This is a genomic window from Mesorhizobium sp. AR10 (assembly GCF_024746795.1).
GTDB lineage: Bacteria > Pseudomonadota > Alphaproteobacteria > Rhizobiales > Rhizobiaceae > Mesorhizobium.
The window spans coordinates 2,036,620-2,063,223 of sequence record NZ_CP080524.1; the positions used below are offsets into that span (position 1 = coordinate 2,036,620).

The window sequence follows — 26,604 nt, forward strand, 5'->3', positions numbered from 1 at the left end:
TCTATGGAGCGCCTTTCAAGAACCGTGATGTCGGATGCACGCGGCCCGAAGCCGCCACCTTTGCAATATGGTGGAGGGGACGTCGGCGACGCAACCCGCAATGGCGGAAATTGGTAGCGAAAGGCGCTGAAAGACGAAAGGCGCGCGCAGTACAATCGCTGCGCGCGCCGAATGGTGTATGCCGGATTGTCGGCTGAACTTTATTTCAAGCCGCCTGCAGCATGGTCTCGATGTCGATCACGGCATGGTTGGTCAAGGTCTTGGGAATTTCGGCCTGCACCTTGTCGCTGACTTCCTTGTGCAGCTTCTTGCGCATGGTGCCGAGCATCGAGGGTGGCGCGATCAGTACGATCTCGTCAAAGATGCCGTGGTGGGCGAGCTTGTAGAGCCGGTCGGCTACCTCGTCGGCGAAGCGTTCCTTGCCCAGCCGGTGCCAGTCGGTGTCCTCGCCCGCGCTGCGATGAGCCGAAGGGCCATCATTGTGACGGCCGGGGCTGTCACTGCCCTGCTCGCGCGTGGCCGGATTGTCCTGCTTCATCTCCTGCACCAGCTGAAGGTTCGGATAGAGGCCATCGCCCTCATTCTTGAGGAACAGCGCTTTTTCGCCATCGGCCACCATGATCCAGAGGCCATTTTTCAGGTTGATTTTGCTCATCGCGCGTTCCTTTTCGAGAGTTAAAATCCCGCCGAAGATTGTTTGTTGCGGTAAGGCCCAACGCGTGGCTAAGCAGGTATGTTCCCCCCGATCTTCTGAAGCGCCAGCAGCCTCTCCCAGGACGATTTGACTGCGCTCGTATGTGGCGGCAGGGTGGGCGACTTTAATCTACTAAATTGGTAGAATTTAGAAAAAACTGTTTTGTGAGGCGGCGCGCTTGTCGCTAGAAGAGCCGCAGAACAAGGTCTGCGACAGCGGCTTGAATCCGCTCCATGAGCGGATGAGGAATATTTTTCTCTTGGCCGGGAGGCTTGCAGAAAAGCGATTGCCTCCCATCAAATGATGCGCGAGTGGGTTCCTTCAGGTTTTTCGCGCCCGCGCGTAAAACTGCCGAATTGTTCAGGAATCTGCTCGTCATGCCGCAGGCCAATCCCAAGCTCAACGCCTTCCCCGTCTTCATGCGGGTCGAGGGCGAAGCCGTGGCCATCGTCGGCGGCGGCGAAGAGGCGCTGGCCAAGGCGCGGCTGCTCGGCCAGTCGAGCGCCGTGCTGCGGATCATCGCGGAAAGCGCCGAGCCGGATCTTCTGACATTCATCGCCCAAAGCGGCGCCACCCACATTGCTGCTGCCTACGATGCCGGGCATCTCGACGGCGCCGTCATGGTGTTCGCAGCCAGCGGCAACGAGGCGCTCGACCGTCGCGTTGCCGGGGACGCCCGCCGGCTGGGCATCCCGGTCAACGCCGTCGACCGGCCGGAACTGTGTGATTTCTTTACCCCGGCGCTGGTCAACCGCGCACCGGTCGCGATCGCCATCGGTACGGAAGGCGCCGGTCCGGTGCTGGCGCAGATGCTGCGCAGCCGTATCGACCGCATGCTGTCGCCCTCGCTCGGCCCGCTGGCAACGCTTGCCGCCTCGTTCCGCGCTGCTGCCGAGAAGCTGCTGCCGAAAGGCAATGTTCGCCGTCGCTTCTGGAGCGACTTCTTCGGCGGTGCTCCGGCCCGCGCCGTGGAGGCCGGTGAGCTTTCGCAAGCGCATGATGCCGCTGTGGGCCTGCTGCTTTCGAGCGCACCAGCTGCGGGCCACATTGCGTTGGTTGGCGCCGGTCCCGGCGCCGAGGATTTGCTGACGCTGCGCGCCCACCGCTTGCTGCTGGAAGCCGACGTCATCGTCTATGACGCGCTGGTGCCGGAGGCGATCGTCGCCATGGGCCGCCGCGACGCCGAGCGGCTGCCGGTCGGCAAGCGCAAGGGTTGCCACTCCAAGAGCCAGGCCGAGATCAATGAACTGCTGGTCGAGCTCGGCAGGCAGGGCAAGCGCGTCGTGCGGCTGAAGTCGGGCGATCCGCTGGTGTTCGGCCGCGCCGGCGAGGAAATGGCCGCGCTGCGCGATGCCGGCATCGCCTATGATGTCGTCCCGGGGGTCACCGCGGCCTTCGCCGCCGCCGCCGATTTCGAACTGCCGCTGACGCTGCGCGGCGTTTCGTCGTCGATGGTGTTCACCACCGGCCACGACCTCAAGGGCAATTCGCTGCCCGACTGGGCCAAGCTCGCCATCTCCGGCGCCACGGTCGCCGTCTATATGGGCCGCTCGGTCGCAGCAGAGGTTGCCGGCCGGCTGATCGAGGCCGGCCTGTCGCCGGATACGGCGGTAGCCGTGGTCGAGAACGCCAGCCTCGCCAACCGCCGCCGCTTCCACGGCACGCTCGCCGATCTGCCGTCGCTGGAGGCGCGCGCCGACCTGACCGGCCCGGTGATGACCATCATCGGGGATGCGGTTGCCGGCGCCAATTTTGAACGTTCAGAGCCGCTCGCGACACACAGGTTTGAAAGCGCGACCGTTGCGGCCACCGAAGGAGTCGAACAATGAAAGTGCTGACCGCGAACAGGCTCACCGACGGCATCGCCGTCTGGTACGCCGATGGCGGCTGGGCCGAGACGATCGGCAATGCCGAGATCGCCCATGACAAGGCGGCCGAGGACCGCCTGGAGGCGATCGGCGCCAAGGCCTACGCCGACAATGAGGTTGTCGACGTCAATCTGATCGACGTGACCTTGGTCGACGGCGTGGTCGAGGCGGTGCGGCTGCGCGAAAAGATCCGTGCCGCCGGCCCGACCATCCGCTGCGATCTCGGCAAACAGGCCCGTCCGGAAGCTGTCCGGGCGGCATAGATACGACTTTGATTTAAGCGGGCGGACGCGCCCTGAAAGACGAAGCATGTACCGTTACGATGAGTTCGATCACGATTTTGTCCAAGCCCGCGTCGCCGAGTTCAGCGATCAGGTCGCGCGGCGGCTTGCCGGTGAGATCACCGAGGACCAGTTCCGGCCGCTGCGGCTGATGAACGGCGTCTATCTGCAGCTCCACGCCTACATGCTGCGCATCGCGGTGCCCTACGGCACGCTGAACGGCAAGCAGTTGCGTATGCTCGGCCACATCGCCCGCAAATACGACAAGGGCTACGGCCATTTCACCACGCGCCAGAACATCCAGTTCAATTGGCCGGCGCTGTCGGACATTCCGGCGATCCTGGCCGACCTGGCAAGCGTCGAGATGCATGCCATCCAGACCAGCGGCAACTGCATCCGCAATGTCACCGCCGACCATTTTGCCGGTGCTGCCGCCGACGAGGTCGCCGATCCGCGCCCCTACGCGGAAATCCTGCGCCAGTGGTCGTCGGTGCATCCGGAATTCTCGTTCCTGCCACGGAAATTCAAGATCGCGGTGACTGGCGCCGAGCGCGACCGTGCAGCCATCCAGACGCATGATATCGGCCTGCATTTGAAGAAGAACGCGGCCGGCCAGCTGGGTTTCGCCGTCTATGTCGGCGGCGGCCAGGGCCGCACGCCGATGGTTGCCAAGAAGATCCGCGACTTTCTGCCCGAGGCCGACCTTCTGTCCTACTGCACGGCGATCCTGCGCGTTTACAACCTCCATGGCCGCCGCGACAACAAGTACAAGGCGCGCATCAAGATCCTCGTCCACGAGACCGGCGTCGAGGAGATCACCCGCCAGATCGAGGCCGAGTGGCAGGAGTTGAAGGACGCCGAGCTGAAGCTGCCGGAAGCCGACATCCGCGCCATCGATGCCTATTTCGCGCCACCTCAACTGGCTGAGCGGCCGGAGGGCGATGCGGCGGTGAAGCTGGCACGGCTCGATTCCAAGAGTTTTTCGGAATGGCTCGACCAGAACGTGGTGACCCACCGCCATCCCGACTACGCGGCGGTGACGATCTCGCTGAAGGGCATTGGCGAGGTGCCGGGCGACGCTTCCGACAGCCAGATGGAAGCGGTCGCCGAGATCGCCGAAAAATACGCCTTCGACGAGCTGCGGGTCAGCCATGAGCAGAACCTGATCCTGCCGCATGTCGCGCGCTCCGACCTCAAGGCGGTCTACGACGCGCTGGTCGACATCGGGCTGGCGACGGCCAATTCCAACCTGATCACGGACATCATTTCGTGCCCGGGCCTCGACTATTGCGCGCTGGCCACGGCGCGCTCCATTCCCGTTGCGCAGGAGATCTCGCTCCGCTTCGCCTCGCTGGAACGGCAGCGCGACATCGGCGAACTGAAGCTGAAGATTTCCGGCTGCATCAATGCCTGCGGCCACCATCATGTCGGCCATATCGGTATCTTGGGCGTCGAGAAGAAGGGCGCCGAACTCTATCAGGTGACGCTTGGCGGCTCCGCCGACGAGAACACCTCGGTCGGCGAGATCATCGGCCGCGGCTTCAGCTCGGAAGAAATCACCGACGCCATCGAGCAGATCGTCGAAACCTATCTCGGCCTTCGGCTCGACCGGTCGGAAAAATTCATCGACGCCTACCGCCGTGTCGGTCCCGCGCCGTTCAAGGAGGCGCTCTATGCTGGCGAAACCAAGGCCGCTTGACCGGATCGTCGACGTCGAAGCCGGCATCGCTGCGCAAGCAGCGGGGCTCGACGCGCTTTATGGTCATCTGAACCCACTCGAGATCATCGAGCGCTCGGCCAGAGAACTTTTTCACGGCGAGATCGCCGCCGTTTCGTCATTCGGTGCCGATTCAGCTGTGCTGCTGCACATGATCGCCGAGATCGACCGGTCGCTGCCGGTCATCTTCCTCGACACCGGCAAGCATTTCGGGGAGACGCTCGGCTATCGTGACGCGCTCGTCGCCGATTTCGGGCTAACCGACATCCGGGTGATCACGCCCGACGAGGCAGCACTTTCGCGTATCGACCCGACCGGCAATCTGAACGAGACCAACACCGACGCCTGCTGCGATGTCCGCAAGGTCGAGCCCCTGGCGCGGGGCGTCGAGCCGTTCCGCGCCTGGTTCACCGGTCGCAAGCGCTTCCAGGCGGCGACACGGGCAGCTCTTCCCATCTTCGAGGCGGTCGGCTCGCGGATCCGCATCAACCCGCTGGCACGCTGGACGACCGCCGACCAGGCCGACTACATGCGCGCGCATGCGCTGCGCGAAAACCCGCTGGTCGCCTATGGCTATCTGTCGATCGGCTGCTTCCCCTGCACGCAACCGGTGCAGCCGGGCGAGGATGCGCGCAGCGGCCGTTGGGCGGGGCACGCCAAGACCGAGTGCGGCATCCATTTGTCGGGGCTGGAGAAGTCGCTGACCGACGCATCGCTTTAGGGTATGTTGATATTCAGGTGATGCCGGCCTGCAAACGGCGGGGTCCTGCGCTTCCGGTGCTCACGTACTTCAAGTACGCTCCGCTCCGGTTCTCGGAAACCACCCAGTTTGGTCGCTTCGCGCCGTCTCGACTCCGGCTCGGCCTGAGCTGAGTTTCAACACACCCTGGATTCATTTGGGCTTAGGAATTTTTGATGACTGAACAGACGACACCGGAGACACGCCTCTGGACCCCGCAGGGTTTCCGCGAGGACGAGTGGGCTCATGCCGAAACTGCCGATGCGCTGTCCGGCAACGGTCGCTTCATCCTGCCGCTGCAGGCGTTTCTCGGCCTTGATCCGGAGGTGCGCCTGTCGGCGAAGGAGCGCATCGGCGTTGCGCTTCAACCAGGCGACCAGCTGGAAAAGATCGCCGACCTGCTCGACCAGCTGTCGCTTGTGGCGCTGGTCTTCCCGGCTTTCAGCGACGGTCGCTCGTTCTCCAAGGGAGAGTTGCTGCGCAGCCGCTACCATTTCGAGGGTGCGGTGCGCGCCACCGGCCAGGTTCTCGTCGACCAGCTGCCGCACATGCTGCGCCTTGGCTTCGACGAGTTCGAAGTGTCGCATCCCGTGCTTTTGAAGCGGCTCGAGGAAGGGCACTCCGGCGGGCTGCCGCTCTATTATCAGCCGACCTCCAAGCCGGAGCCGAAAGGCCAGAAATACTCCTGGCGGCGCGCACGCACCGGCTGACGCGGCGGCAACGCGCTGCATCTTTACAATGGCTGCGATCGAGCTTCTCCTAGCACAGCTGGGAGGAGATCATGCGCTACGACTATGTCATCGCCGGCGGCGGCTCGGCCGGCTGCACGCTGGCCGCGCGGCTCTCCGAAGACCCGTCGAAGAAGGTCTGCCTGATCGAGGCCGGTGGGACGGGAAAGGATCTGCTCATCCGCGCGCCGGCGGGCATCATCGCACTGCTGCCGGGCCGGCCGAGGATCAACAACTGGGCATTCCAGACGGTGCCGCAGGAAGGGCTTGGCGGGCGCAAGGGCTTCCAGCCGCGCGGCAAGGCGCTGGGCGGCTCCAGCGCCATCAATGCCATGCTCTACACGCGTGGGCACCGCGGCGACTATGACGAATGGGCCGGCCTCGGTTGCGATGGCTGGTCATGGGACGAGGTGCTGCCGTATTTTCGGCGTGCCGAAGGCAATCAGCGCGGCGCCGACGTCCTGCATGGCGGCGACGGACCGTTGCGGGTCGCCGAACAGCAGGAGCCACGCCCGATCGCCAGGGCCTTTGTCGAGGCCTGCGGCGAAAGCCAGATCCGGCGCAACGACGATTTCAACGGGCCGGAGCAGGAAGGGGCAGGGCTCTACCAGGTCACGCAGTTCTGGGGCGAGGCTCGCAACGGCGAGCGCTGTTCGGCCGCCGCCGCCTATCTGCATCCGGCCATGAGCCGACCGAACCTCACTGTCATCACCGGGGCGCATGCCACCGGCATCGTCCTTGACGGCAAGCGCGCCACCGGCGTGCGCTATCGCACAGGGAAATGCGAAGCCGTGGCGGAAGCCAAGCGCGAGGTCATCCTTTGTGGCGGCGCCTTCGGATCGCCGCAACTTCTGCTTTTGTCCGGCATCGGTCCGGCGGTCGAACTTGCCGCGCATGGCATTCCGGTCGTCCATGAGTTGCCCGGCGTCGGGCAGAACCTGCAGGATCACCTCGATTTTGTCATGGCCTGGACGTCGAGGGATGCCGACATGATGGGCATAGGTTTGCGCGGCACACCTGGCCTGCTGCGGCATATGCTGCGCTGGCGCAAGGATGGTAGCGGCATGATCGCCACGCCTTATGCGGAGGGCGGCGCCTTCCTCAAATCCGATCCGGCGATCGACCGCCCCGACCTGCAGTTGCACTTCTGCGTCGCGATTGTCGATGATCATGGCCGCAAGCTGCATATGGGGTATGGCTTTTCCTGCCACGTCTGCGTGCTCAGGCCGCATTCGCGCGGCGCGGTCGGGCTTTCGACAACCGACCCATTGGCGCCGCCACGCATCGACCCGCGTTTTCTCTCCGACGAACGCGATGCCGTCCTGCTGCTCAAGGGGGTCAGGATGATGCGCGGCATCCTGGAAGCGCCGGCGCTGGCGAAATATCGCAATAGGGAAATCTACACCGCAGGCGTCTCCAGCGACGCTGAACTGATGGCTCATATAAGGGCTCGCGCCGACACGATCTATCACCCGGCTGGCACCTGCAAGATGGGCATCGACGACATGGCCGTGGTCGACCCGCAGCTCAGGGCACGCGGGCTGCAGGCCCTGCGCGTCGTCGATGCTTCGGTGATGCCGACACTGATTGGCGGCAACACCAATGCGCCGACGATAATGATCGCTGAAAAGGCGGCGGACATGATCCGGGCCGCTGCCTGACCGCTGTTGGTCGGACCAAGGCTGGCCGCGTTCGCCTCAGGAGCAGGCGCTGGGTCGACCCGCTATGGCAGACAAATCAATCTGGTCCGACCAATTGTGCGATTCACGCTTTTCCTTTCGCCGTCTTGCCCTTAGGATAGGCCCATTATTTCGTGATCCGAAATAAATAAGCCACGGGAGGAACCGGGAATGGCAGGCAAGAAGATATTAATGCTCGTTGGCGAGTTCAGCGAGGAATACGAGATTTTCGTCTTTGAACAGGCCATGCATGCGGTTGGCCACACGGTCCATGTCGTCTGCCCCGACAAGAAGGCGGGTGACATATTGAAGACGTCGCTGCACGACTTCGAAGGCCACCAGACCTATACGGAAAAGCTCGGCCACGACTACATCCTCAACAAGACGTTTTCCGAGGTGAAGCCGGCCGAATACGATGCCGTCTACGCCGCCGGCGGGCGCGGGCCGGAATACATACGCATCGACAAGCGCGTGCAGGCGCTGGTCCGGCATTTCCACGAAACCGGCAAGCCGATCTTCACCATTTGCCACGGCGTGCAGATCCTGATTGCGGTCGATGGCGTGGTGCGCGGCCGCGAAGTCGCGGCGCTCCAGTATTGCGAGCCGGAAGTCACGCTGGCGGGTGGCATCTATATCGATGTCGCGCCGACCGGCGCCCATGTCGACGGCAATCTGGTGTCGGCCAAGGGCTGGCCGGGCCTCGCTGCCTTCATGCGCGAATGCCTGAAGGTGCTTGGCACCGAGATCCGCCATGGCGAAATCCTGCGCGACGAGCGCAAGGCAGCTTGAACGGTTTTTGGGAAACCCGCCGCACCTCTGGTGCGGCGGTGCGTCTACGCGGCCATCCGCGCTTCGCGGAATGAAATCAGCTTCCTGCGGTTCTCGTCCCATAGCGCCAGCTTGACGCAGCGCAGGCTGTCGAGAAGCGTGACGCGGCCGATGTCGCGCAGTTCCGGATAGTCCCTCAGCACTTCCGGCAGCCGGTAGCACGGCACCTTGGCGGAGAGATGGTGGACGTGGTGGACGCCGATATTGCCGGTGAACCAGTTCAGCACCGGCGGCAGGTCATAGTAGGACGATCCATGCAGCGCGGCATGCTGGAATTCCCATTCGGAATCCTTCGCCCATTCCGTCTCCTCGAACTGGTGCTGTACATAGAACAGCCAGACGCCGGCCGAACCGGCGAGGATGACGATGGGCAGATGGACGATCAGAAAGGCGCCCGGGCCGACGAACCAGATGAGGATCGCCGCAGCCAGCGCAATGGCGACATTCGTGGCCATGGACGACACCCAAGGCGTCAGACCTCCCCGCATCATGCCGACCGGCAGCCTCTGCTCAAAAATGAAAAGCCATATTGGCCCAAGGCCGAACATCACCAGCGGATGGCGATAGAGACGATAGCCAAGGCGGCCTCGCCAGGACATCTGCCGGTATTCGGCGACGGTCAGCGTCTTGATGTCGCCCATGCCGCGCTCGTCGAGATTGCCGGCGCTGGCGTGATGGGTGGCGTGGGCACGGCGCCAGCAATCGTAGGGCGTCAGTGTCAGCACACCCAGACTGCGGCCGATCCAGTCGTCGGCATAGCGATTGGCGAAGAAGGAGCCATGACCGCAATCGTGCTGGATCATGAAAATCCGCACCAGAAAGCCGGCCGCCGGGACGATCAGGATCAAACCCCACCAGTGACCGTAGGCATAGGCGGCCGAGGAGAGCGCCCAGAGCGTGGCGAAGGGGATCAGGGTGATGGCGAGTTCGACGGCACTGCGCCGCCTGTCAGGCTTCTTGTAGCGCGCCAGAATTTTCAGCCAGGCGCGCTTGCTGTTGGCGACAGTCTCAGGGGAAATCATGTTCATCAGGATTCATAGACGGACCGCCCCATCGCCGCAAGGCGGAGCTCACGCTAAATTACTGTGGGTAATTGTCGCGCGATGCGACGCGTGTCCGTTGCTACTGCTGGTGTTTGCCGCCCGCCAAACTGCCTTCGACACCGTCCAGTCTGTCGAGCAGCTCCCTGAAATGGTCGGGAATGTCGGCCTCGGTACGGAATGCCGGCAAGGTGCGCAGGAAGCGCGCTGTTGCCTCGGTGCTGAACTGGCGTTTGATGTCGGCAGCAAGACTTTCGCGCCTGTCGCCATTGTTGCGGGTCATCATTTCAAAATCCTGTGTCGGCTTCGAAACTCCTCCGGCCTTGGAATGGTTCCCACATCATGGTCTGTTGGCAAGCAAAGCCAGAGAATACGGTAAAATTTGAATTAATGTCGAAGGTCTTCGCAACGCACCGTCAAAGCTCGACCGGCAGCCTTCAGTATCGCTTGCCCCTTGATTTTTGGCTGCCAAACCTCGATATCGGGCGCAAATCCAAACCATTCGAAAATGACGGGAAACGGCGATGAGCGACCAGACAAAAGACGAACGCGCGCCCGAGGATATCGAAACGGCCGAGACCGAGCGCACGGAAGGCAGCGTCGACGGCGACTATGAAGCGCTGGTTCGGCTGCTGAAGGAAAACGACGAACTGAAGGACCGCGCGCTGCGCGTTGCGGCCGAGATGGAAAATCTGCGGCGCCGCACCGCCCGCGACGTGCATGACGCGCGCGCCTATGCGGTGGCCAATTTCGCCCGCGACATGCTGTCGGTGTCGGACAATCTGCGCCGAGCACTCGATGCCATCCCGGCCGAGGCCAAGGCATCGGGCGACGCCGGGTTCAAAGCGCTGATCGACGGCGTCGAGATCACCGAGCGCGCCATGCTGTCGGCGCTTGAGCGGCACGGGGTAAAGAAGCTTGAGCCGGAAGGCGAGAAATTCGACCCGAATTTCCATCAGGCGATGTTCGAGGTGCCAAATCCGGAGGTGCCGGCCAACACCGTCGTCCAGGTGGTGCAGCCGGGCTATTCGATCGGTGAGCGCGTGCTGCGGCCGGCCATGGTCGGCGTCGCCAAGGGCGGACCCAAGCATGTGGCGAGCGAAACACCTGTCGAACCCGGCCCGGTCAACGACGAGGCCGAAAGGGACGCTTGAGAGTTAGGGGAACAAGGGAGTAGGGCAGTAGGAAAATAGAGCAGCCGTACCAATTGTACGGCTTCGTGCTATTCATATCTCCCTACTGCCCTATTCCCTTACTCCCGCCATAGCCCCATGAATCCGATCGACCTTCTCGACTACGCCGGCGTCGCGGTCTTCGCCGCGACCGGTGCGCTTGCCGCCTCGCGCAAGCAGCTCGACATTATCGGCTTCCTGTTCCTGGCCAGCGTCACCGGCATCGGTGGCGGCACGTTTCGCGACGTCATCCTCAACCTGCCGGTTTTCTGGGTCGCCAACTCCGGCTATGTGCTGATCTGCGCGGTGGTTGCGGTGGTGGTGTTCTTCAGCGCGCACCGCGTCGAATCCCGCTGGAAATGGCTGCTCTGGCTCGATGCCATCGGGCTCGCCGCCTTTTCGGTGATGGGCGCGGCCAAGGGGCTGGCCATCACCGGCTCTCCGGTCGTGTCGGTCATCACCGGCGTGCTCACAGCTACATTCGGCGGCATTCTGCGCGATCTCCTGGCCGGGGAGCCATCGGTGCTGCTCAGGCCGGAAATCTATGTCACCGCCGCGCTTGCAGGTGCGGCCCTCTACACAACAGGCGATCTCGCAGGGCTGCCGCCGCTCGCATCTGGCCTGGTCGGCTTCGCAGCGGCTTTTCTGGTACGCGGCGGCGCGCTCAAATTCGGCTGGTCGTTTCCATCCTACAAGAGCCGGCCCGGCCGGCGGCCGGAAGACATTCCCTAAGAAATCATCTTCCCGAGCGAGCAGCTTGCCAGGCTTTGAGCAGCGTCTTCGGTGCCTGCGCCACAAAGGTGCGCTCAAGCCGGTGGCGCAGTTCGTCGGGCGCGATCACATGCACCCTGACGAGGATAGCCGGCCAACCCTTGTAGTGGTCGGTCTCGAAATAGATGTCGGGTGCCGCCTCGAGCAGCATCTCCTTCTCGTCGAGCGGGCACATCAAGACGATGGTGTCGGCATCCTTGACCCTGGTCAGCAGCTTCTTGCCGACCTTCAGCGCCGGCGTGCCATAGGACGTGGTTTCGACGACGTCCGGCAGGCCGCGTGCCGCAAGCTGCAATTTTTGGAAAGCGCCGGAAAGGTCGTCGTTCACCACAGGATCAGGCGGCGAAGCGCTGGGCTTCCCCGCCATAGTAGTTGACGTAGCGCGCGCCGATCTCCTTGACCGGCATCACCACGAACACGTCGACGGTCGAGAATTCGCGGTCGATGACGCAGCCGTCACCGATGCGGGCGCCGACGCGCAGGTAACCCTTGACCAGCGGCGGCATCGCAGCGATGGCCGCCTTGGCGTTGACCGCCTCGATAGGCATCAAATCCATCGAGCAATAACGCCCGCTGACCGCCCGCACATCCCAGGCCGAGTTGGTCCGGCAATGGTGGGCAAGATATGTGAGCGCCTCGGCATGTGCAGCCGGCACGGTGCCGGGGAACGAGGCACAGCCGGTCATCACACCGATCTCGTAGTGTTTGATATAGGCCCATATGCCTTGCCACAGCGCCTCGATGGTACGCTTCGAGCGGTATTCCGGCAAAACACAGGAGCGGCCGAGTTCGAGGAAGCGCTGGCCGGGATGGCGGGCAATGAGCTTGGTCAGCTCGAATTCACCCTCGGAATAGAACCCGCCTGCCGTCGCCGCGATTTCCTGCCGCAGAAGGCGGTAGGTGCCGACGATGCGGCGGTGTTCGGGGCCGGAAAGCGAAGTATCGAAGACAAGCAGATGGTCGCAGAGCGGATCGAACCGGTCGGCGTCACGGCGGTCCTGCGCCTGGAACAGACCTTTCCTGGCGCCAAGCTCGTCATAAAAGACCCGGTAGCGCACTTCCTGCGCGGCCGCGATCTCGGCCTCGTTGCGGGCGAGCCGCACCTCGAGGTTGCCGATACGGCCGAGCGATGCGCCTTTTATGACGGAATCGACAGTGCGCCCGGCGAGCAGTGCGCCGCTGGCGTTCGGCCGAGTGTCACATTCCGGCATAACTGTATGCACGAGTGATTCTCCTTCGAGCCATCCCTCTTGGCACGGGGATACGGTGTAGGTGCAACAGGATTGTGACAGTACCGTGATACGGTCCGGCGGGCAATACTTCGTCGGCTGGGTATTGCCGTCAACCGGCTACGCTACTGTGTGGAGATGGTACCTGTACAGGCTCAGGCGGCCACCTGGGCCTCGACCGCATGGACCAGCGCGTCGGGGTCGAGCGGCTTGGTGACGAAGCCGCTGGCGCCATGGGCGAGCACCGTATGACGGGTCTTTTCCTGGCTGTCGGCTGAAAGCACCATGATCGGAACCGGCGGCACTGCCATTTCCTCCTCGTGGCGGCGGATGGCGGCAATCGCATCCAGACCGTCCATGACCGGCATATGCAGGTCCATCAGCACCACGTCGAAACGGTGCTTGAGCCCGGCCTCGGTCACGGCCTCGACCGCGGCTTTGCCGTTGCCGACCACTTTCACGCGGTGCCCGGCCTTCACAAGCGTGGCACGGGCGAGCATGGCGTTGATGTCGTTGTCTTCGGCGATCAGCACAGACAGGCCCTGTTGACGGCGGCCAAGGGAACGAAGGGACGGGAGGCCATGTTTTTCCGGCTTTGGCTGGGCGAGGACGGGGGCATGGCTGGTCAAAAGCACGCGCAGCAGCGTTTCGCCGCGCACCGGCCTGGCCAGGAAGGTGGCGTAGCCGCTGGCGCGGAATTCGCCAAGCATGCCGCGGTCGGTCGGCGCGATCAGCGTGATGGCCTCGCAATCGGCAAAGCCGCTCTGGCGCAGGCGCTTGAGCAGCCTTCCATCAGCGTCTTCCATGGCTGCATCGACCAGAAGCACGTCGCAGCCCGTGGCGAAAGGCGCTGCCTGGGCCGGGGTTGCAGCCAGGTCGACGACGCCGCCATGGGTGCGGACGGTGCGGGCGATGGCCTCGGCCTCGATGACGTTTTTCGACAGGATCACCGCGCGGCGGCCCGATAGAACGTTCTGGCGGTTTTGCGGTGCCTCGGTGGCTGCTATGGCCGGGATTTCGAAGACGAATTCAGATCCCTCGCCAAGCCGGCTCGACACCGAAATGGTGCCGCCCATGGCGGTCACCAGGCGTCTGGAGATGGCAAGACCGAGACCGGCGCCGCCATGCACCCGGGTCGACGTGCCGTCGGACTGTTCGAATTCCTCGAAGATGCGCTCCATGTCGTCCTCGCGCAGGCCGGGACCGGTGTCGGCAACAGTGAAGCATATGCGGTCGATGGTCTCGGTGCGCGCCCGCGCGACGCTCACCAGCACGCCACCGGTGTCGGTGAACTTGATGGCGTTGCCGATGAGGTTGAGCAGCACCTGCCTTACCCGACCCGGGTCGGCGGTGATCATCTGCGGCACGTCGGGTTCGACATGGCAGCCAAGGCCGATGTTCTTGGCGAAAGCGCGAGCCGCCATGAGTTCGATGATGTTGTCGGCGATCTCGCGCAGCGATGTCGGCTGCGGTTCCGGGTCGAACCGGCCTGCCTCGATTTTGGAATAATCGAGCAGATCCTCGATCAAGGCGAGCAGTGCGCTGGCCGAGGTCGAGACGGCGCCGACATAGGTCCGCTGTTCAGGCGAAAGATTGGTGTCGGCCAAAAGCTTGGCCATGCCCATGATGCCGTTCATCGGCGTGCGGATCTCATGGCTGACGGTGGCGAGGAAGCGCGATTTGGCCTGGCTTGCATATTCGGCTCGCTCGCGGGCGGTGATCAGTGACGATTCGGCGCGCTTGCGAGCCGTGATGTCACGGGCGATCGCGCGATGCGAAACGGCGCCGCTGTCCTTGTCGCGCACCGACAGTTCGATCCATGAAAACCAGCGCGGGCCGCTCGGCGTGCGGATGGCGACGTCAGTGGAACTCAGGCATTCGTGATCCGAAAAAGCCGCATCGGGGACGATGCCGACGTCGATGCCAAGGTCGGCCAGGGTCTTGCCGGCAAGGTCGCGCTGATCAGTTTCGACAAGGCCAGCGAAAACCTTGTTGGCATAGACGATGTGGCCGTCGCGGTCGCGATGGACGACGAGGTCGCCCAGCGCATCGATCAGCCCGCGGAAGCGCTCTTCGCTCTCCTGCATCTCCCACATGCGGTCGGCCAGCGTCTCGATTTCGGCGCGGCTGCGGGCCGCGGTTTCGTCGAGCAGGGCCACTGTCCGGCGCTCGGTGCGCTTGGCGCGCAGATGCATGACGAGGCCGGCCAGGCCGGTCGCCAGCAAGCCGACGGTGATGAAGATCGGCGCTCCGGTGAGATTGGACAGTCCCGCCAGAACGATACTGGCGACGACCGTCAGGAAGGGGAGACCTTCGGCATTGCCAGCCGGCAGTTCGGGCGCCAGCGGCGGCGCGACGACAAGCTGCCGTTTCGGCATCTCGGGCCTCGGCCCGTCGACGCTTTCGGCATGGTTCTTCTCTCTGCTGCCGGATTCCGCGATCATGCGAAATCCCTATCAGACAGAGATTATGGAAGACTGCGGGGGATCGTTCGAATTTTAGCGATCGCGCTGCTTTACCCCCTAGGGCCCTACATATCCACCACCACGCGGCCCCTGATCTTGCCGTCGACGATGTCATGCGCGGCAGCGATGATGCCGTCGAAGCCGATGGTCGTGGACAGGCTGGCAAGCTTGTGATGATCGAGATCGGTGCCGATGCGGCGCCACGCCTCGATGCGGACGGCCTTGGGCGCCATCACCGAATCGATGCCGAGCAATGAGACGCCGCGCAGGATGAACGGGGCGACGCTCGACGGCAGATCCATGCCGCCGGCTAGGCCGCAGGCGGCGACCGCGCCGCCATAGGAGGTCATCGACAGCACGTTGGCCAGCGTATGGCTGCCGACCGCATCGACGCCGCCGGCCCAGCGCTCCTTGGCGAGCGGCTTTGCCGGCTGGGCAAGCTCGTCGCGCGAAATCACTTCCGCAGCCCCCAGGTCGATCAGATAGGGGCTTTCGGCATTGCGGCCGGTGGAGGCGATGACATGAAAGCCGAGGCTGGACAGGATCGAGACCGCGACCGACCCGACGCCACCGGCGGCACCCGTCACCACAACCGGGCCGCGATCGGGCACAATGCCGTGCCGCTCCAGCGCGATGACGCAAAGCATGGCCGTGTAGCCGGCCGTGCCGACCGCCATGGCGTCATGCGCGCTCATGCCATCCGGCAGCGGCACCAGCCAGTCGCCTTTGACGCGGGCGCGCCCGGCATAGGCGCCAAAATGCGTTTCGCCGACGCCCCAGCCGTTCAATATGACCTTGTCACCCTTGCGCCAATCGGTATGGGAAGACGAGATCACAGTGCCGGCGAAATCGATGCCGGGCACCAGCGGCCAGCGTCGGATCACCGGCGCCTTGCCTGATATGGCCAGCCCATCCTTGTAGTTGATGGTCGTCGCCTCGATGGCGACGGTGACGTCGCCCTCCATCAGGTCGGCTTCGGTGAGGTCGGTCACGGCAACCGACTGCTTTTTCTCGGCGTCGCGTGAAACGAGGATGGCTTTGAAGGTTTCGGTCACTTTTTTCTCCTCGGTCTGGCAGTGCGCGGACTGTGCGGCGACAGCCCGGCGTGGTCAATCGTTCAAGAGAATTGGGCGTTCAAGCGTCAGGACCTTGCGGCTTCGCCTCGCGCCGCCAGCCGATGAGCTCGTCGAAGACGACCAGCACGGCGCCGACCGAGATGAAGGCGTCGGCGAGGTTGAAGACGGCGAAGGACCACACCGGCGTGTGGAACAATATGTAGTCGATGACGTGGCCATAGGCAGCGCGGTCGATCAGATTGCCGAGCGCGCCGCCGATGATCAGCGCAAAGCCGGTGCGGGCAAGCACGTGGCCGGGCGGCGTGCGGGTCGCGAGATAGAGCACGAAAGCGACGACGAGGACCGCGATGACCACCAGGCCGGTGTCGCCGAAGGACGAAAACATCGAGAAGGCAATGCCGGTGTTGTAGGTGCGAAACAGCGCCAGGAACGGCACCAGGTCGAGTTTTTCCTGAAAGGCGAGGCTGGTCTCGACCAGATGTTTTATCCACTGGTCGAGCGCAATTGCCGCCACAGTCAGCAGGACGTAGGGAGGCCATGATTTCATGGCTTGGCGTCCTCCAGCTTCAGCGCGCCGCGCCGGATCTCGAACAGCATGACGCCGGTGGCCACGGCGAGGTTGAGCGAATCGGCGCGGCCTGCCTGCGGAATGCGCAGCAGCCTGTCGCAGCTCTCGGCCAGGTTGTCGGGCAGGCCCTGCTGCTCGTTGCCCATCATCAACAGCACCGGGCCTCTGGAGAAATCGACCGAGCGGTAGTCGACCGCACCCTTCAGATGTGTTCCGGCGACGAGACCTGAGAAGCTGTTTCGCCAGGCGAGGAAGGCTTCCGGCGTGGCCTTGGTCACCGGCACGGCGAATATCGAACCCATGGTGGCGCGCACGGTCTCGACGGAAAAAGGGTCGGTGGTCTCGCCGATCAGAATGACACCCTTGGCGCCGACGGCGTCGACGGTGCGGATGACGGTGCCGAGATTGCCGGGATCACGCACCCGGTCGAGCGCCACCCAGACATCGCCATCGTTGGCGCGGATCTCCTTCAGCGGCAGGAGCCTCTGCGAAAACACGCCGACCACCATTTGCGGGTTGTCGCGCCGGGTGATGGCGACCAGTACCTTTTCCGAAACTTCGAGCACAGTGCCGCCGGCAGCAACCGTGCGTGCCGCCACCTTTTCGACCGCCGCATTGCCGCGCCCGGCCTTGGCGAAGACCAGTGTCTTGATCGACCAGCCGAGGTCGAGCGCGTCGATGACCAGCTTCAGCCCCTCGGCCATGAAGGCATTCTGCTGGTCGCGGAATTTCTTCAGCGCCAGCGCCTTGATGTCCTTGATCAGCGGGTTGGCGAGGCTGGTGACTTCCTTCACCTGCCCCGGCGCACCGGCGTGCCGCTCGTTCATTCAGGCCACCCAGCGCGAAAACAGGGATGTGGAGAGTGCCCGCCCGGCGGATTTCTCGCGGATGATCAGTTCACCCGATTCAACCGTGCCGCCCATGCCGGCAAAGGTGTCGCGCAGCAAGGCATGGATGGCGAAGAAGGAAGCGCGGATCGAATAGGCGGTCAGCACCACGGCGAGTGGTTTCGGCGTCAGGATCGCGCGGCAGAGGTCGGTCAGATCAGGCAGGTCCTCGAACAACTGCCAGACTTCGCCCTTGGGGCCGCGGCCATAGGCCGGCGGATCGAACAGGATGATGTCGTAGCGGCTGCCGCGACGCTCCTCGCGCTCGACGAATTTCATGGCGTCGTCGACGATCCAGCGGATCGGCTTGCTGCCCAGCCCGGCCATCTCCTGGTTTTCGCGGGCCCAGCCGATTGCCTTCTTGGACGCATCGACATGGGTGACCTCGGCGCCTGCGCGGGCCGCCACCAGCGAGGCAAGGCCGGTGTAGCCGAACAGGTTCAGTACCTTGACCGGCCGCTTCGCCGCCGCGATCAGCCCGGCCATGTGATCCCAGTGCGAGGCCTGTTCGGGGAAGACGCCGACATGGCGAAACGAGGTGAAGCGGCCGAGATAATCGATGCCGTCATGCTTCATTGGCCAGGTTTCGCCGAGCGGCGTCTTCGGGAAACGCCAACGGCCGATGCCTTCCTCGTCGGTGTCGCCGGTGAAAATCGCATCGGCGCGTTCCCAGTCCTTTGCCGGCAAGGCCTTTTGCCAGATCGCCTGGCCCTCCGGCCGGACGATGCGATAGGGGCCGTATTGTTCGAGCTTCTCTCCGGCCCCGCTGTCGAGCAGCGCATAGTCTTGATTAGGCGCCACTTCGAGGATCAGCGGAAGGCGCTCAGTGGGCAGGGCGCCGTCGCGGCGCGAAAGGGTGCGCGGCACGGCTTTCGGTTCGGACCGGTCGTCCGGCTTCGACCTTGCCGTCTGGCCGGTCTCGCCTGGCCGCGCCTGTTCAGCCCGACCTTTGGCGGGTTGATGCGGGCGGTTGTCGCGGTTTCGATCGCGAAAGGATTTCAAGAAAATCTCCGCAGCGGGTGGCCGCTTTTGGCATAGGGGCACCGATGGCGCAACACAGTGCTCCGGTCGAGGCGGCCGCCGGTTTAGGGCAGTAGGCTCCAATGCGAAGTCAGGCGAGCCCTATTCCCCTACAGCCTACCGCTTGAGTGCTTTGTAGACGGCAATGCCGGCGGCAAGGTCCTCGAGGGCGGCGCCAACCGACTTGAACAGCGTGATCTCATCGGGGCTCTGACGGCCCTCTTTCTGGCCACGCGCGAGTTCATGCAAGTCGGCGACGATGGCTTCCGCCTTCAGCACGCCGGAGGCCAGCGGCTGGACGATATCGCCCGCCTCTTTGGTGGCGCCGGCGCGGGTGTCGACATAGACGCGGGCCCGCGCAATCGCATCGTCGTCGCTTTCGCGCATCGTCGGCGTGAAGCCGCCAACCAGATCGACATGGGTTCCCGGATGCAAAAATGCGCCCCTGATCAGCGGTGCAGTGGTGATGGTCGCCGACGAGACGATGTCGGCCTGACCAAGTTCGGCGTCGAGATCGCTTGCGGCTTCTGCAGCAAAGCCTTCGGCGCGCAATTCCGCCGCAACCTTTTCGGCATTGGCCGGCGTGCGGTTCCAGATGCGGATGGATTTGATCGGTCGCACAGCCGAATGCGCCTTGGCGAGGAACGGCGACAGCGCGCCGGCGCCAACCACAAGGAGCCGCGAGGCGTCCTTGCGGGCCAGATAGGAGGCGGCCAGCGCCGAGGCGCAGGCGGTGCGCCACTGCGTCAGCCGCTGGCCGTCGATCAAGGCCTCAGGCTCGCCGGTGGCGCCGTCGAGCAAGAGGTAGAGCCCCATGACCGCGGGTTTGCCGATAGCGTTGTTGTCGGGCGACACGGTGACGATCTTGACGCCTATATGGCCGCCGGCAGAGGTGCCGGCGGCATTGAAGTCGGTCCAGGCCGGCATCAAAAGCAGCGTCGAGGCAGCACCGTCGGGCCGTTCGACCGCATGATGATGCCGCACAGGCTGCACGGCGCCGTCGCGAAAGGCTGCGCGCAAGGTTTCGACCAGTCCGGGAAAGGTCAGCGCATGGTCGACCTCGGCGGCCGAAATGGTCAGCATGAAAAACTCCGTGGAGAGAAAAACGCCGACCGGCGGTTCAACTGGTCGGCTTCGGCAAGGCCGATCCTTGGGCCGACCCTTGGGACGGGCCTTGCGGCGCGGCGGGCGCGCGGCTGACCGCCTGCCGCAGGTTCTCGGCCTCGACGCCGCGCTGGCGCGCCAGCTTGCGGTAGCGGCCCTGCTTGACCCAGGTCGCCAGGCTGCCGACGATCATGCCGATGGCGAGCGCCAGGAACAGGAAGATGAAAAGCGGCAGGTTCAGCGTCAGCGCCGGGTTGCCGGGATTGAACGGGTCGAGCGTGAAGGCAACCAGTTCGCGGTTGGCAACGGCAAGCGCAACCAGGATGATGGCCAGCGGCACGAAGACCACGACGAGCATGAAGCGATTGAACATAAGGTTTCCTGTCGAAAGGCCAGTGGGCGCCTGCGCCCGCGGCGCCTATTTGCCGCCGTTCAGCCTTTCACGCAACTCCTTACCGGTCTTGAAGAACGGCACCCATTTCTCCTCGACCTCGACGGATTCGCCGGTGCGCGGATTGCGCCCGGTGCGGGCGGGGCGGTTTTTCACCGAAAAAGCGCCAAAGCCACGCAATTCGACCCGGTTGCCTTCGGCAAGGGCGTCGGTGATCTCGTCGAAAATGGCGCCGACGATGTTTTCGACGTCGCGCAGGAAAAGATGCGGGTTGCGCGTGGCAATGATCTGCACAAGTTCGGATTTGATCATGAGAAAGGTTCCCCGTGAAAGCACTGCAGTCAAATTATGAGGATGATTTTATTTGCTTTTTTAATCGTCCCATACGACCCATCAAGGGTGCCAGACGGAAACGAGACCGTCAAGAAACAAGCGGTCGGCGCCAAGTTCGTGAATGACGTCGCCACCGGCGTCCGGCAGGCCGAGCGCACTGCCGATGCTCTGCGCCATCGCCTTCGAGAACAGGAAGCCGCCGCGTTTTTCGGTGTCTTTCCACTCCACCACCTTGAGCTTGGCATCGACGCCCTTGGTTGCCAGCCAGTCGATCGCTTCAGTCTCGCCGCCGACAGCGTCGATCAGCCGGTTGGTGAGCGCCTGCCGGCCGGTGAAGATCGAACCGTCGGCGAGCGCCAGCGCCTGTGCCTGAGTCATCTTGCGGCGCTCGGCGACGATGCCGACGAACCAGTCGTAGCTGTCGAGAATGAGCTTGCGGACCATGGCGCGCTCGTCGTCGTTGGTCGGCTTGAAGGGTGAGGGCGAAGCTTTCAGCGGCGAGGATTTCACTTCCTCGAGCTTGATGCCGAGCTTGTCCATGAGGCCGCTGACATCGGGATACTGGATAAGCACGCCGATCGAGCCGACGATCGAGGATTTGCGGGCGACGATATGGTCGGTAGCACTTGCGATCATGTAGCCCGCCGATGCGGCGAGCGTGCCGACCTGCGCCACCACCGGCTTGTCGGCGGCGAGCTTGCGCACCTCCTCGTAGATAGATTCGCCACCGACCGTGGTGCCACCGGGCGAATCGATAGACAGGATCACGCCTTTCACCGTCGAGGACTGGCGGATGGTTTCCAGCCGTTTGATCAGTTCCTCGTCTTCGGTGATGGTGCCTTCGATCCTGACCTTGGCGATGTGGTCGACGCCTGCGCCTGCGAAGTCGTCACCGTAGACCCATGCCGAAAGGGCGATCAGCCCTGCTGCTACGATAGCGAATGCAGCAACACGCCAGAATGTCAGCTTGCGTCGCAAACGGCGGCGGTCGATCAGGTCGTCGGCTCTCAGTGCCATAGTCAGCCTCATAGTCGGTGGGAGAGATGCTTTTAAAGCAACCATCTGCGCCCGGCTACCGTTTCCTGACAGGCTTGCCCCAAACAACGGGCGGCCAACGCCTGCAACGGGCGTTTCATGAAAAATTAACGCCGCCCGCCCGTATCTGGTATGAAGTGCGGACAGTTGTGTTGACTTCAATTTCGCTTGTACAACAGAAGCCGTCACATTTTTGCGGTTTTCCTCCGCTTGTGCTTGCTTGCGGGGGCCGGCATCCCACCTATAGGCGGTGTCTGGCGGCTAGGGTTTATAGAAAGCAGTCATGTTAGCGCGACCGATCGAACCGACCAATACCGAGGCGGTGTTGGCTCCTGCGGTGCCAGGCGCCGCGCGGCTCGACGCCTTCGGGCTTGCGCAGCGCCATTCGCGCCGTGTCCGCATCTTGAAGTTTGCGGTGCCGCTGGCGGCTGCCCTGGTCGCCGTTGCCTTTCCGGTCTACTCCTACCTTGCCGCACCTGTTTCCATCGCGGTGCAGGCCGATGGCAGCGCCTTTTCCGACGGCAAGCTGGTGATGGCCAACCCCAAGCTCAACGGATTCACCAAGCAGAAGCTGCCCTACTCGCTGACAGCCTTGCGCGCCATACAGGACGTCGGCAAGCAAGGCATCATCGATTTGGAGGGCATCAATGCCAAATTGCCGCTGGCGCCCGACAATGTGGCGTCCGTCAACGCCAAGCGCGGCATCTACAACCGCGATGGCAACACGATGAACCTGACCAGCGATGTCACCGTGACGACCACCGACGGCTTAGAGGCGAAGTTCAAATCGATCTTTCTCGACATGGGCAAAGGCACTATGAAGACGGATGATCCCGTCGATGTCAGCCGTGGCGGGTCGCGAATCACGGCGGATTCGATGTCGGTCCAGGACAATGGCAAGGTCCTGGTTTTCGAGAACAGAGTGCGCGTCAACATCGATCCCGCCAGCTTGAAGGCGGCAGAGGCAAAGAGCGGAGAATCGAATGCGTCCCAGTAGTTCGACACGGCTTGTCGTAGCCGCTTCGGCCTTGCTGTTGCTGGGCCTGGCTCCGTCCTGGGCGCAATCCAGCGCGACCAGCCAGTCCGGGCTCCAATTGTCTGGCGACAAGCCCATCCAGATCGAAAGCGACAAGCTCGAGGTCCGCCAGGCGGACAGTGTCGCCGTATTCACCGGCAACGTCACGGTCGTACAGGGGCCAACGGTGCTCAAGGCCGGCAAGATGACGGTCTACTATGTCAAGGACCCCGAAGCCGCGGCCAAGGGCTCAGCCGCCAACGCATCGGCGATGACCGGCTCGGCCAACATCGACCACCTTGAGGTCGACAACAAGGTCTATATCAAATCGGACGACCAGATCGCCACAGGCGATCGCGGTACCTTCGACATGAAAACGGAAGTGCTCGTCCTATCCGGCAAGGAGGTGGTGCTGTCGCAAGGCGTCAACGTCCTTAAGGGTTGCAAGCTCACCGTGCAGATGAAAAGCGGCCTGGCTCAGGTCGACGGCTGTGGCGGGCGCGTCGTCATGTCGATGGACGCCGCCGAAGTCCGGAGCGCCGAAGCAGTAATGGCTGGCATATCGTCGCTGATGGCGGGTCTTCCAGGGCGGGCCGCCAGCAAACCAGCGGCACCGGGCACGGTCACCGTCGATCAGGCAAAGTTCAAGGGCACCTTGATCGCCAAGGGCCTGACCAAGAGCTACAAGGGCCGCAAGGTCGTCAGCGGCGTGACCATCGGCGTGCGCGCCGGCGAAGCGGTCGGGCTGCTTGGCCCCAATGGCGCCGGCAAGACGACCTGTTTCTATATGGTCACTGGTCTGGTGCCGGTCGACGAAGGCACGATCGAGATCGACGGTTTCGACGTCACCTCGATGCCGATGTATCGCCGCGCGCGCCTCGGCATTGGTTATCTGCCGCAGGAAGCCTCGATTTTTCGCGGCCTCAATGTCGAGCAGAACATCCGCGCCGTGCTGGAAGTGGTCGAAAAGGACCGCAAGGTACGCGAGCGCAGCCTCGACGAACTGCTGGAAGAATTCCACATCAGCCATCTGCGCAAATCGCCATCGATGTCGCTTTCCGGTGGTGAGCGGCGACGGCTCGAGATCGCGCGCGCGCTGGCGACGCGGCCGGCCTACATGCTGCTCGACGAGCCTTTCGCCGGCATTGATCCGATCGCCGTTGCCGACATCCAGCAACTTGTGCGCCACCTGACCGCGCGCGGCATTGGCGTGCTCATCACCGATCATAATGTCCGCGAAACGCTCGGCCTCATCGACCGCGCCTACATCATCCATGCCGGCCAGGTGCTTACCCATGGCCGGGCAGATGAAGTGGTCGCCAATGCCGACGTGCGCAGACTTTATCTCGGCGAAGGATTCACGCTCTGAGCGTAAAATCCATGTTGCGGCATGATTTTCATGCAATTCTCGATTGTTTTAAGCGAATTTTCCCTGAGATAACGCTCCGGTAAGCGGCTTTTGCTAGTCTTCGCCTTGACAAGCAAAAGCCGGGCCAGTTTCTATGGCCGGCTGGGAAAGTTCCTCCCGGCAGTGCTGATGCGTAGACGAGGCGTTTGAAACCGAACCATGGCCCTGGCGGCGAGATTACAGCTACGACAATCCCAGTCGCTGGTGATGACGCCGCAACTGATGCAGTCGATTCGGCTGCTGCAACTCACCCATATCGAGCTCGAACACTTCATCGACGATGAGATCGAGCGCAATCCGCTTCTGGAGCGCGCCGAACCCCAGGACGACGCCGCGAGCGATCAGGCGCAGAAGACTGACGCTTCACCTGAAGCCGCCGTCGAGGGCGACTGGTTCGAGGCTGAGACAGAATGGAGCGCCGAGGCGATCTCGGACAAGCTCGATTCTTCGCTGGAAAACCTGTTTCCCGACGATCCCGGGACGAGCGAGCGGCTCGGTCCCGACCTGACGGCGCAATGGAAATCTGCTTCCGGCAACAGTTCAGCGTCCTCGTCCGACGGCTTCGACGTTGGCGACATGGCCGCCGCCGCCATCACGCTGCGCGAGCATGTCGGCGAGCAGATTGCGCTTGCCTTTGCCGATCCGGCGGAGCGCCTGATTGCTGGCGAACTGGCCGATGGCCTCGACGAGGCCGGCTATATGCGCGCCGATACGGGGGAGATCGCGATCCGTCTCGGCACCGACGCAACCACGGTGGCTAAGGTGCTGGCGGTCTGTCAGACATTCGAGCCTGTCGGCCTTTTTGCTCGCGACCTCGCCGAATGCCTGTTGTTGCAGCTTGTGGCGCGCGATCGGTTCGATCCGGCCATGAAGGCGCTGATCGCCAACCTTGAACTCCTGGCGCGGCGCGATTTCCAGACGCTGAAACGGATTTGCGGAGTCGACGAGGAGGATCTTCTCGACATGCTGGCCGAAATCCGGGCGCTCGATCCGCGACCGGGGACGGCGTTTTCGGGCGGCACCAGCGACTCGATCGTCGCCGATGTCGAAGTGCGGGCGGCAAACGATGGCAGCTGGACGGTCGAGCTCAATGCCGAAACGCTGCCGCGCGTGCTGGTCGACCATATCTATTTCGCCCAGGTTTCGCCCCAGGCGAAAAACCAGACGGAAAGGGATTTTCTGGCTGAATGCCTGCAAAATGCTAACTGGCTGACGCGCAGCCTCGACCAGCGGGCGAAGACCATCCTCAAGGTTGCCTCGGAAATCGTGCGCCAGCAGGATGCTTTTCTCGTCCATGGCGTGCGTCAGCTCAGGCCGCTCAACCTGCGCACGGTGGCCGATGCCATCGGCATGCACGAATCGACCGTCAGCCGGGTCACGGCGAACAAATACATGCTGACGCCGCGCGGTGTGTTCGAACTGCGCTATTTCTTCACCGCCTCGATCGCTTCGTCGGGCGGTGGCGATGCGCATTCGTCGGAAGCGGTACGCGACCGGATCAAGCAGTTGATCGACGAGGAAAAACCCGTCGACGTGCTTTCCGACGACGCGATCGTGGATATGTTGCGGGAAAATGGTGTCGACATCGCCCGGCGAACGGTCGCCAAGTACCGGGAGGGCATGAACATTCCCTCGTCGGTGCAGCGGCGGCGCGAAAAACGTGCTCTGGCCAGCGCCGGGCGCTGAACCGCAGCCGAATTTCCACAGCTGGCGAGCTTCATTGACAAGCCGCAATGAAGTGGCTAGAAGCCCGCCCGCATGAGACGCACTAGATTGTCCGCATGCGGATGGTCCGTCACGATAGGCCACGGGACGGCCAAGAAGGCGGCTTGTGATCAACCGGAAAGTTCGGATTTAAAATCGGCGCGAGTGACGCCGCAAAGCTTGTGCGCACGGACCACGAGTATAAACTCTGGCCAGTTTGAAGCCTGAGCAAGGAAGGTCAGTTTTCAGATGAAACTGCGCATATCGGGAAAACATATGGATATCGGCGATGCGTTCCGTACGCGCATCACCGATCGTGTCGGCGAGGCGATCGGAAAATATTTCGATCGGGGCTTTTCGGGGCATGTCACGGTCATCAAATCGGGGTCGCGCTATTCGGCCGATTGCATGATCCGGCTCGATTCCGGTGCTTCGCTGCAAGCAACCGGCGACGCCCAGGATCCGACGCTGGCCTTCGAGGCCGCGGCCGACCGTCTCGAAACCCGGCTTCGACGCTACAAGCGACGTCTGAAATCACACAATTCGGGCAACACCAACGGCGAACCCACCGACATCGCCTATACGGTGATGGCGCCGCTAGCCGACGACGACGAGGACATACCGGAGAATTTCGCGCCGGCCATCGTCGCCGAATCGACCATGACGCTAAAGACCATGTCGGTCGCGTCAGCCGTTATCGAGCTCGACACCAAGGACAGCCCGGTTTTCGTTTTCCGCAATGCCGGAAACGAACATCTCAACATCGTCTATCGCCGGCCGGACGGAAACATCGGCTGGATCGATCCGTCCACGACCAAAGTCGCACAGGGATAAGGAGCCGGCCGCGCGAGG

At 63.2% G+C, this 26,604-nt stretch carries 27 protein-coding genes and 1 pseudogene; 14 read left to right on the top strand and 14 right to left on the bottom strand.

Annotated features, from left to right (window positions below; translation table 11 throughout):
• Positions 1 to 205: 205 nt before the first annotated feature.
• Positions 206 to 655, bottom strand: a complete 450-nt coding sequence (locus tag LHFGNBLO_RS13335) for a host attachment family protein (RefSeq protein WP_258608022.1) — start codon at positions 653 to 655, stop codon at positions 206 to 208.
• Positions 656 to 1,071: 416 nt separating this feature from the next.
• Between LHFGNBLO_RS13335 and cysG the strand changes: the two genes are divergently transcribed.
• The 7 genes from cysG (at position 1,072) to LHFGNBLO_RS13370 (ending at position 8,495) form a co-directional block, all read left to right on the top strand.
• Positions 1,072 to 2,523 carry a siroheme synthase CysG gene (gene cysG / locus LHFGNBLO_RS13340; RefSeq protein ID WP_258608023.1) on the top strand — a complete coding sequence of 484 codons (1,452 nt, stop codon included), beginning with the start codon at positions 1,072 to 1,074 and terminating at the stop codon, positions 2,521 to 2,523.
• The gene (locus LHFGNBLO_RS13345; RefSeq protein ID WP_258608026.1) at positions 2,520 to 2,825 is read left to right on the top strand and encodes a DUF2849 domain-containing protein; all 306 of its coding nucleotides are present in this window, start codon (positions 2,520 to 2,522) and stop codon (positions 2,823 to 2,825) included. The genes cysG and LHFGNBLO_RS13345 overlap by 4 nt, the downstream gene beginning before the upstream one ends.
• A 46-nt stretch (positions 2,826 to 2,871) precedes the next feature.
• Positions 2,872 to 4,542: a nitrite/sulfite reductase gene (locus tag LHFGNBLO_RS13350; RefSeq protein ID WP_258608029.1), complete on the top strand. Its 1,671-nt coding sequence runs from the start codon at positions 2,872 to 2,874 to the stop codon at positions 4,540 to 4,542.
• Complete coding sequence (locus LHFGNBLO_RS13355; RefSeq protein ID WP_258608031.1) at positions 4,517 to 5,281, top strand: phosphoadenylyl-sulfate reductase; 765 nt, start codon at positions 4,517 to 4,519, stop codon at positions 5,279 to 5,281. The genes LHFGNBLO_RS13350 and LHFGNBLO_RS13355 overlap by 26 nt, the downstream gene beginning before the upstream one ends.
• Positions 5,282 to 5,475: 194 nt before the next feature.
• On the top strand, positions 5,476 to 6,009 hold the full coding sequence (locus tag LHFGNBLO_RS13360) for a DUF934 domain-containing protein (RefSeq protein ID WP_258608033.1): 534 nt from the start codon (positions 5,476 to 5,478) through the stop codon (positions 6,007 to 6,009).
• Positions 6,010 to 6,080: 71 nt separating this feature from the next.
• A complete protein-coding gene (locus LHFGNBLO_RS13365) occupies positions 6,081 to 7,688 on the top strand; it encodes a GMC family oxidoreductase (RefSeq protein WP_258608035.1) in 1,608 nt (535 codons plus the stop codon).
• A gap of 189 nt (positions 7,689 to 7,877) precedes the next feature.
• Entirely contained in the window at positions 7,878 to 8,495 is a 618-nt protein-coding gene (locus tag LHFGNBLO_RS13370) for a DJ-1/PfpI family protein (RefSeq protein ID WP_258608037.1), read from the top strand.
• A 44-nt stretch (positions 8,496 to 8,539) separates the two neighbouring features.
• Here LHFGNBLO_RS13370 and LHFGNBLO_RS13375 read toward each other — a convergent pair whose 3' ends face one another.
• Together LHFGNBLO_RS13375 and LHFGNBLO_RS13380 are read right to left on the bottom strand one after the other, a co-directional pair.
• Positions 8,540 to 9,562: a fatty acid desaturase gene (locus LHFGNBLO_RS13375; RefSeq protein WP_258608039.1), complete on the bottom strand. Its 1,023-nt coding sequence runs from the start codon at positions 9,560 to 9,562 to the stop codon at positions 8,540 to 8,542.
• 94 nt (positions 9,563 to 9,656) lie between these two features.
• Positions 9,657 to 9,860 carry a hypothetical protein gene (locus LHFGNBLO_RS13380; RefSeq protein WP_258608041.1) on the bottom strand — a complete coding sequence of 68 codons (204 nt, stop codon included), beginning with the start codon at positions 9,858 to 9,860 and terminating at the stop codon, positions 9,657 to 9,659.
• 238 nt (positions 9,861 to 10,098) lie between these two features.
• Here LHFGNBLO_RS13380 and grpE point away from each other — a divergent pair, with 238 nt between their 5' ends.
• Positions 10,099 to 10,728 carry a nucleotide exchange factor GrpE gene (gene grpE, locus LHFGNBLO_RS13385; protein ID WP_258608043.1) on the top strand — a complete coding sequence of 210 codons (630 nt, stop codon included), beginning with the start codon at positions 10,099 to 10,101 and terminating at the stop codon, positions 10,726 to 10,728.
• A gap of 117 nt (positions 10,729 to 10,845) precedes the next feature.
• A complete protein-coding gene (locus tag LHFGNBLO_RS13390; RefSeq protein WP_258608045.1) occupies positions 10,846 to 11,478 on the top strand; it encodes a trimeric intracellular cation channel family protein in 633 nt (210 codons plus the stop codon).
• Between the two features lie 4 nt (positions 11,479 to 11,482).
• Here the strand turns inward: LHFGNBLO_RS13390 and LHFGNBLO_RS13395 are convergent, their stop codons facing one another.
• From LHFGNBLO_RS13395 to sppA, 11 genes are all read right to left on the bottom strand, one after another.
• Positions 11,483 to 11,845 carry an MmcQ/YjbR family DNA-binding protein gene (locus tag LHFGNBLO_RS13395; protein ID WP_258608047.1) on the bottom strand — a complete coding sequence of 121 codons (363 nt, stop codon included), beginning with the start codon at positions 11,843 to 11,845 and terminating at the stop codon, positions 11,483 to 11,485.
• A 7-nt stretch (positions 11,846 to 11,852) separates the two neighbouring features.
• Complete coding sequence (locus tag LHFGNBLO_RS13400) at positions 11,853 to 12,740, bottom strand: GNAT family N-acetyltransferase (RefSeq protein ID WP_413774681.1); 888 nt, start codon at positions 12,738 to 12,740, stop codon at positions 11,853 to 11,855.
• A gap of 161 nt (positions 12,741 to 12,901) precedes the next feature.
• Positions 12,902 to 15,190 (bottom strand): PAS domain-containing hybrid sensor histidine kinase/response regulator, encoded by a 2,289-nt coding sequence (locus tag LHFGNBLO_RS13405; RefSeq protein ID WP_258608049.1) that lies wholly within the window; start codon positions 15,188 to 15,190, stop codon positions 12,902 to 12,904.
• 86 nt (positions 15,191 to 15,276) lie between these two features.
• A complete protein-coding gene (locus LHFGNBLO_RS13410; protein ID WP_258608051.1) occupies positions 15,277 to 16,266 on the bottom strand; it encodes an MDR family oxidoreductase in 990 nt (329 codons plus the stop codon).
• Between the two features lie 79 nt (positions 16,267 to 16,345).
• The gene (gene lspA, locus LHFGNBLO_RS13415) at positions 16,346 to 16,834 is read right to left on the bottom strand and encodes a signal peptidase II (RefSeq protein ID WP_258608061.1); all 489 of its coding nucleotides are present in this window, start codon (positions 16,832 to 16,834) and stop codon (positions 16,346 to 16,348) included.
• On the bottom strand, positions 16,831 to 17,682 hold the full coding sequence (locus LHFGNBLO_RS13420; RefSeq protein ID WP_258608064.1) for a TrmH family RNA methyltransferase: 852 nt from the start codon (positions 17,680 to 17,682) through the stop codon (positions 16,831 to 16,833). The genes lspA and LHFGNBLO_RS13420 overlap by 4 nt, the downstream gene beginning before the upstream one ends.
• Positions 17,683 to 18,744 carry a class I SAM-dependent rRNA methyltransferase gene (locus LHFGNBLO_RS13425; RefSeq protein ID WP_258608066.1) on the bottom strand — a complete coding sequence of 354 codons (1,062 nt, stop codon included), beginning with the start codon at positions 18,742 to 18,744 and terminating at the stop codon, positions 17,683 to 17,685. It abuts the gene before it with no gap.
• 135 nt (positions 18,745 to 18,879) lie between these two features.
• Complete coding sequence (locus LHFGNBLO_RS13430; protein WP_258608068.1) at positions 18,880 to 19,845, bottom strand: ornithine cyclodeaminase family protein; 966 nt, start codon at positions 19,843 to 19,845, stop codon at positions 18,880 to 18,882.
• Positions 19,846 to 19,882: 37 nt separating this feature from the next.
• Complete coding sequence (locus tag LHFGNBLO_RS13435) at positions 19,883 to 20,239, bottom strand: DUF1049 domain-containing protein (protein WP_258608078.1); 357 nt, start codon at positions 20,237 to 20,239, stop codon at positions 19,883 to 19,885.
• Between the two features lie 45 nt (positions 20,240 to 20,284).
• A complete protein-coding gene (locus LHFGNBLO_RS13440) occupies positions 20,285 to 20,569 on the bottom strand; it encodes an integration host factor subunit beta (protein WP_006200394.1) in 285 nt (94 codons plus the stop codon).
• Between the two features lie 81 nt (positions 20,570 to 20,650).
• Entirely contained in the window at positions 20,651 to 21,607 is a 957-nt protein-coding gene (gene sppA, locus LHFGNBLO_RS13445) for a signal peptide peptidase SppA (RefSeq protein WP_258608080.1), read from the bottom strand.
• Between the two features lie 301 nt (positions 21,608 to 21,908).
• On the opposite strand from sppA, the gene lptC reads away from it, so the two are divergent.
• From lptC to hpf, 5 genes and pseudogenes are all read left to right on the top strand, one after another.
• Positions 21,909 to 22,622 carry an LPS export ABC transporter periplasmic protein LptC gene (lptC, locus tag LHFGNBLO_RS13450; RefSeq protein WP_258608082.1) on the top strand — a complete coding sequence of 238 codons (714 nt, stop codon included), beginning with the start codon at positions 21,909 to 21,911 and terminating at the stop codon, positions 22,620 to 22,622.
• Positions 22,609 to 23,100 (top strand): annotated as a pseudogene (locus LHFGNBLO_RS13455) (LptA/OstA family protein); the annotation flags it as partial. The gene lptC and the pseudogene LHFGNBLO_RS13455, both read left to right, overlap by 14 nt.
• 90 nt (positions 23,101 to 23,190) lie before the next feature.
• Complete coding sequence (gene lptB / locus LHFGNBLO_RS13460) at positions 23,191 to 24,009, top strand: LPS export ABC transporter ATP-binding protein (RefSeq protein WP_258609708.1); 819 nt, start codon at positions 23,191 to 23,193, stop codon at positions 24,007 to 24,009.
• A gap of 198 nt (positions 24,010 to 24,207) precedes the next feature.
• Positions 24,208 to 25,734: an RNA polymerase factor sigma-54 gene (gene rpoN / locus LHFGNBLO_RS13465; RefSeq protein WP_258608083.1), complete on the top strand. Its 1,527-nt coding sequence runs from the start codon at positions 24,208 to 24,210 to the stop codon at positions 25,732 to 25,734.
• Between the two features lie 267 nt (positions 25,735 to 26,001).
• On the top strand, positions 26,002 to 26,586 hold the full coding sequence (gene hpf, locus LHFGNBLO_RS13470) for a ribosome hibernation-promoting factor, HPF/YfiA family (RefSeq protein ID WP_258608084.1): 585 nt from the start codon (positions 26,002 to 26,004) through the stop codon (positions 26,584 to 26,586).
• The last annotated feature ends 18 nt before the right edge of the window (positions 26,587 to 26,604 follow it).

Coding starts and splice junctions, on each gene's coding strand:
- lspA (WP_258608061.1), bottom strand. CDS start 16,834: ATGAAATCATGGCCTCCCTACGTCCTGCTGACTGTGGCGGCAATTGCG.
- LHFGNBLO_RS13355 (WP_258608031.1), top strand. CDS start 4,517: ATGCTGGCGAAACCAAGGCCGCTTGACCGGATCGTCGACGTCGAAGCC.
- LHFGNBLO_RS13370 (WP_258608037.1), top strand. CDS start 7,878: ATGGCAGGCAAGAAGATATTAATGCTCGTTGGCGAGTTCAGCGAGGAA.
- LHFGNBLO_RS13360 (WP_258608033.1), top strand. CDS start 5,476: ATGACTGAACAGACGACACCGGAGACACGCCTCTGGACCCCGCAGGGT.
- lptB (WP_258609708.1), top strand. CDS start 23,191: ATGGCTGGCATATCGTCGCTGATGGCGGGTCTTCCAGGGCGGGCCGCC.
- LHFGNBLO_RS13350 (WP_258608029.1), top strand. CDS start 2,872: ATGTACCGTTACGATGAGTTCGATCACGATTTTGTCCAAGCCCGCGTC.
- hpf (WP_258608084.1), top strand. CDS start 26,002: ATGAAACTGCGCATATCGGGAAAACATATGGATATCGGCGATGCGTTC.
- LHFGNBLO_RS13390 (WP_258608045.1), top strand. CDS start 10,846: ATGAATCCGATCGACCTTCTCGACTACGCCGGCGTCGCGGTCTTCGCC.
- LHFGNBLO_RS13380 (WP_258608041.1), bottom strand. CDS start 9,860: ATGATGACCCGCAACAATGGCGACAGGCGCGAAAGTCTTGCTGCCGAC.
- sppA (WP_258608080.1), bottom strand. CDS start 21,607: ATGGCACTGAGAGCCGACGACCTGATCGACCGCCGCCGTTTGCGACGC.
- LHFGNBLO_RS13365 (WP_258608035.1), top strand. CDS start 6,081: ATGCGCTACGACTATGTCATCGCCGGCGGCGGCTCGGCCGGCTGCACG.
- LHFGNBLO_RS13335 (WP_258608022.1), bottom strand. CDS start 655: ATGAGCAAAATCAACCTGAAAAATGGCCTCTGGATCATGGTGGCCGAT.
- LHFGNBLO_RS13420 (WP_258608064.1), bottom strand. CDS start 17,682: ATGAACGAGCGGCACGCCGGTGCGCCGGGGCAGGTGAAGGAAGTCACC.
- LHFGNBLO_RS13345 (WP_258608026.1), top strand. CDS start 2,520: ATGAAAGTGCTGACCGCGAACAGGCTCACCGACGGCATCGCCGTCTGG.
- LHFGNBLO_RS13435 (WP_258608078.1), bottom strand. CDS start 20,239: ATGTTCAATCGCTTCATGCTCGTCGTGGTCTTCGTGCCGCTGGCCATC.
- lptC (WP_258608082.1), top strand. CDS start 21,909: ATGTTAGCGCGACCGATCGAACCGACCAATACCGAGGCGGTGTTGGCT.
- LHFGNBLO_RS13440 (WP_006200394.1), bottom strand. CDS start 20,569: ATGATCAAATCCGAACTTGTGCAGATCATTGCCACGCGCAACCCGCAT.
- grpE (WP_258608043.1), top strand. CDS start 10,099: ATGAGCGACCAGACAAAAGACGAACGCGCGCCCGAGGATATCGAAACG.
- rpoN (WP_258608083.1), top strand. CDS start 24,208: ATGGCCCTGGCGGCGAGATTACAGCTACGACAATCCCAGTCGCTGGTG.
- LHFGNBLO_RS13430 (WP_258608068.1), bottom strand. CDS start 19,845: ATGCTGACCATTTCGGCCGCCGAGGTCGACCATGCGCTGACCTTTCCC.
- LHFGNBLO_RS13375 (WP_258608039.1), bottom strand. CDS start 9,562: ATGAACATGATTTCCCCTGAGACTGTCGCCAACAGCAAGCGCGCCTGG.
- cysG (WP_258608023.1), top strand. CDS start 1,072: ATGCCGCAGGCCAATCCCAAGCTCAACGCCTTCCCCGTCTTCATGCGG.
- LHFGNBLO_RS13405 (WP_258608049.1), bottom strand. CDS start 15,190: ATGATCGCGGAATCCGGCAGCAGAGAGAAGAACCATGCCGAAAGCGTC.